Here is a 4,172-nt window from a genome sequence, read left to right as displayed (position 1 = left end):
GCGCGGCTATTGCAGGATCTGGCGCCACGGGTGCATGCACAGGGTAGTTTGCTGCTGGCCAAGGCCGATCCTGCCTGGCTTGCCGGCCTGCCGGTCGATGGCGTGCATGTGTCGGCCGACGTTTTGGCGCGGCTTGAGGTCCGGCCGGACTTTGCCTGGGTGGGGACGGATGCTTCTTCGGCTGAGGCGTTGGCGTATGCCGCGGGCTTGGGACTGGATTATGCGGTGCTGGCGACGGATGGGCCGGCAAGGCCCGTTCGCAACTGGGATACTTTTTCTGCCGCACTGGCGGCAGGCATCCCGCTGCCGGTGTTTGCCGCAGGGCAGGGCGGGGCGGATGGTCTCAGCGAGGCGCGCCGGCATGGTGCGCATGGTGTGGCGCTAAGCTTGGGGAAGATATGATGACGCTGAAACAAAAAAAATTGCTGCTATTGGCGCTGGCCCTGTTTGCCCTGGCCGCCATCAAGTTTGTACTGATCGGCCGCTATCTGCAGCAGGACAAGGTAGAACTGCCGCAGGCTGTGACGCTGAATTGCAATCTGCAAACGGCTTGTGCCCTGCCTGATGGGGGCGAAGTTACATTCCGTCAGGCGCCTGCCGCCGGTCAGCCTTTTGTGATCGATATTCGCGGTGCGGGTGAGGCCGCGCCCAAGGCCGAATTTGCCATGCAGTCTATGGATATGGGCTTTAACCGCTACGGCTTTGTGCGCGAAGGGGATATCTGGAGCGCCAAGGTGCATTTACCGGTGTGCGTGAGCGGCAGCAAGGACTGGCTGATGACGCTATTGCTGGACGGGCAGCGCTATATCATTCCGTTTGCCGTGCGCTAAGCACGCAGGCAGATAAACATCGCGGCGCACCGTTCTCGGGCGCCGCGATTTTTTCAGGTTTTAGCGCAGTAGATAGTCGCTCGCGATGCCGAGGAAAATCAGCAGCCCCACCCGGTTATTGGACAGGAAGGCCTTGAAGCAGCGCGTCCGGTCGCGTGCGCGGATCTCGAAATACTGCAGCCCCAGCAAAATGGCCGATAGTGCGACGGCGGTAAAATACGGCCAGTTCATGGCCAGTATATTGCCCAGCAGCAGCAGCATGGCCAGAAAAATGCCGTGGCACAGCATGACGGCCGCGACATCGTAGCGGCCGAAGGTGATGGCCGAAGTCTTGATGCCGATTTTAAGGTCATCCGGTTTGTCGACGATGGCGTATTCGGTGTCGTAGGCGATGGTCCAGAACAGATTGGCCACCAGAATTAGCCAGGCTATGGCGGGGACTTCGCCGCTTTGTGCGGCAAAAGCCATCGGAATGCCGAAAGAAAACGCCAGCCCCAGATAGGCCTGCGGCAGGGGAAAGAAGCGTTTGGTGTAGGGGTAGGTCGCCGCCAGAAACAGTGCCGGCAGGCTCATCGCCCAGGTCAGCCGGTTGAGCGGAAAAATCAGCAGGAAGGATAGCAAGGCCAGTGCGCCGGCCAAGAGCAGGGCTTCCTTGCCGCTGACCGCGCCACGGGCAAACGGGCGCATGCGGGTGCGCTCGACATGGGCATCGATATGGCGATCGGCGTAGTCATTGATGACGCAACCGGCCGAGCGCATCAGGAACGTCCCGGTAATAAAGATCGCCACTATCAGCCAGTCAGGCCGGCCATCGCCCGCTATCCACAATCCCCACAGCGTAGGCCAGAGCAGCAGCAGCGTGCCTATCGGCTTGTCGGCACGCATCAATTGCAGGTAGACGCTCAGGCGCTCATGCAGTGTGTACTTCGGCATCAGGCCAGACTCTCGAGTTCGGGTAGGAAAACTTCGCTCACCAGCAAAGGGGCATCGTGCAGCGTAAACAGGCAGCGTCTGGCCGCTAGTGTTGTGGCGGCGGTATAGGCGCTAGCCAGCGTGTGCAAGGTTGCCGGTGCCTGTTGCGTGCTGAAGTGCAAGGCGCCGCGTTCGAGTGCCGGCAAGCCGCCAAACAGGGTGTAGCCCAACGATTGGCTGCCTCGGTCCAGTAGGCACGACCATTGCGGACAGGCTATGCGGCATACGCTACGCGCAACTACGACCGGGATATCGTCTAGCAGTAACACCACATGGCGCGCATACAGGATGGCCTGTGGGGCGATTTCCAGTAGCGGCGCTTCCGTAAGCAGTGCAGTATTACCCCCTTGGAATAAAACATGGATGCCAAAGTGCCGGCCACTGGCCATCAGGCGTTCGGTCAGCGAGCCGGCCTCGGTCAGGCACTCGGCGATGGCGGGTGTTGTTGTCGGCGGAGATTCCAGCCAGATAGAGTCGGTAACCATGGCGCGCATTATGCCAAATGTGGCAGGGGCTTGTCGTGCGGTGATGCAGGGATAAGAGAGGGAAAGATGCTGGATATGGTGCTGTGGTTGACGGGTTATCAATTATTGGGTGAGTTTATCGTGCGCTGGCTGGGTTTGCCTGTGCCCGGTGCGGTTATCGGCATGTTGTTACTGTTTATAACACTCGTGCTCCGCCGCTCGGTGCCGCAAGGCTTGCAGCAGCATGTGCCGGTTCTGCTTTCCAATATGTCTTTGCTGTTCATTCCGGCCGGCGTAGGTTTGCTGGCATGGTGGCCTTTGCTGCTGGCATCCGGTTGGTCTTTGCTGCTGGCATTGCTGGTGTCTACCTTGGTGCCCTTATTGCTAGCGGCGTTGGTGCTGAAGTACCTGCTTGCCCGCCAACAGGAGCGGACATGATGATGGGGGCTGATGTGTTATCGCGGATCGCCGTCTCGCCCATAGCCGGCATCTTTATGACTTTGCTGGCTTATAAGCTGGCTATTGTGCTGAACAAGCGTTGTCATGGCCACCCGCTGGCAAATACGGTGCTGGTCGGCACCTTATTGGTGATTGCCCTGCTGCTATCGTCCGGCATCAGTTACGACGCCTATATGGAAGGCGGGCGTTTTATCCTGTTGCTGCTGGGGCCGGCGACGGTCGCATTGGCGGTGCCGCTATACCATAATCTTCCCAGGCTGAAACGTGCTGCCGGCCCCTTGGCGGCTGCGCTAGTGGTTGGTTCGCTGGCCGGCATCATGAGTGCATGGTGGATGGCGCAGGGCCTGGGGCTAACACGGAATGTGGCCTTATCGTTGATGCCGCGTTCGGTTACGACGCCGATAGCCATGGGGGTCGCCGAGGCGATAGGCGGGATTCCGGCGCTCACGGCGACCTTTGTGATTGTGTCCGGCATCCTGGGGGCCGTGCTGGTCAAGCCATTGTTTAGCTATTTGGGGTGGCGGGATCCTGTCGTGCTGGGCTTTGCGACCGGTATTGCCGCGCACGGTATCGGTACCGCCCGCGTATTTCAATTATCGGAATCCGCAGGCGCATTTGCCGGGCTGGCTATGGGGCTGAATGGCTTATTGACAGCTGTGCTGGTGCCGCTCATTGTCCATTACTTATCGTAGTGACTATCTTTAAACAGGAGTTGTGCCGTGGATCTGGTGTTATGGCGTCATGCCGAAGCTGAAGATGGAGACCATGATCAGTCGCGGGAGCTGACGCGGCGTGGTCACAAGCAAGCCAGTCAGATGGCGCGCTGGTTGCGCCGGCATCTACCGGATGGCTATGTCTTGCTCGCCTCCGAAGCGCTCCGTTCGCAACAAACGGCCGCCTATCTGGGGAAAAGCTACGAGTCCATGCCCGAGCTCAATCCGGATGCGAGCTGGGATCAGGTGCTGCGTGCTGTCCAGTGGCCAAAAGCGGGGCGTACGGTGGTGCTGGTTGGGCATCAACCCTATATAGGCCGTCTCGCCGCCATGCTTTTGTGTGAGCAAGCTTTATTCCTGAGTGTAAAAAAGGGCAGTATCTGGTGGCTAAGCCATAAAGCGCATGGGGATATCGAGCAAGTCAGGTTAAAAGCGATGTTGCCGGTGTCCATGCTGGATGGTGATGAGGGTTAAGCCCTCTTTTTTTGAAAAACAATAATATTGAATATTTCTTTGTTTATCAGTAGCTTGAGTATTTATTGGTTTGATTCGTGGCTGGCCTAAGCATTTTATTGCGCGATCAGTGTTGACGCCCCTGTCGGTAGTGCGTATATTTCGCCTCCTCAGCTGACGCCGCAAACGAAACAAGCGGATAGGCACTGCTCTTTAACAACACGAACAACCGATAGGTGTGAGTGCTTGGCGATGCCAAACACTCGCACTGCAAGAAGATT

7 protein-coding genes are annotated in these 4,172 nt (G+C 58.3%); 5 read left to right on the top strand and 2 right to left on the bottom strand.

The window, feature by feature from the left end:
- Positions 1–402, top strand: a 402-nt coding sequence (locus ACRC1E_RS00240; RefSeq protein WP_438513101.1) for a thiamine phosphate synthase, incomplete at its 5' end; no start/stop codon positions are given.
- The gene (locus ACRC1E_RS00235) at positions 402–830 is read left to right on the top strand and encodes a hypothetical protein (protein WP_438513100.1); all 429 of its coding nucleotides are present in this window, start codon (positions 402–404) and stop codon (positions 828–830) included. The genes ACRC1E_RS00240 and ACRC1E_RS00235, both read left to right, overlap by 1 nt.
- 60 nt (positions 831–890) lie before the next feature.
- Here ACRC1E_RS00235 and ubiA read toward each other — a convergent pair whose 3' ends face one another.
- Both ubiA and ACRC1E_RS00225 read right to left on the bottom strand, forming a co-directional pair.
- The gene (gene ubiA / locus ACRC1E_RS00230; protein ID WP_438513099.1) at positions 891–1,763 is read right to left on the bottom strand and encodes a 4-hydroxybenzoate octaprenyltransferase; all 873 of its coding nucleotides are present in this window, start codon (positions 1,761–1,763) and stop codon (positions 891–893) included.
- Entirely contained in the window at positions 1,763–2,287 is a 525-nt protein-coding gene (locus ACRC1E_RS00225; protein WP_438513098.1) for a chorismate--pyruvate lyase family protein, read from the bottom strand. Before ACRC1E_RS00225 ends, ubiA begins: the two co-directional genes overlap by 1 nt.
- Positions 2,288–2,353: 66 nt before the next feature.
- Between ACRC1E_RS00225 and ACRC1E_RS00220 the strand changes: the two genes are divergently transcribed.
- Genes ACRC1E_RS00220 through ACRC1E_RS00210 form a run of 3 tightly spaced genes read left to right on the top strand, consistent with a single transcriptional unit; the run spans position 2,354 to position 3,912 of the window.
- Positions 2,354–2,704 carry a CidA/LrgA family protein gene (locus ACRC1E_RS00220; RefSeq protein ID WP_438513097.1) on the top strand — a complete coding sequence of 117 codons (351 nt, stop codon included), beginning with the start codon at positions 2,354–2,356 and terminating at the stop codon, positions 2,702–2,704.
- A complete protein-coding gene (locus ACRC1E_RS00215; RefSeq protein WP_438513096.1) occupies positions 2,701–3,417 on the top strand; it encodes an LrgB family protein in 717 nt (238 codons plus the stop codon). Before ACRC1E_RS00220 ends, ACRC1E_RS00215 begins: the two co-directional genes overlap by 4 nt.
- A 27-nt stretch (positions 3,418–3,444) precedes the next feature.
- A complete protein-coding gene (locus ACRC1E_RS00210) occupies positions 3,445–3,912 on the top strand; it encodes a SixA phosphatase family protein (RefSeq protein WP_438513095.1) in 468 nt (155 codons plus the stop codon).
- The last annotated feature ends 260 nt before the right edge of the window (positions 3,913–4,172 follow it).

It is taken from the genome of Craterilacuibacter sp. (assembly GCF_051659485.1).
Classification (GTDB): domain Bacteria; phylum Pseudomonadota; class Gammaproteobacteria; order Burkholderiales; family Chromobacteriaceae; genus Craterilacuibacter.
This window is presented reverse-complemented; position numbering and strand designations above follow the sequence as displayed.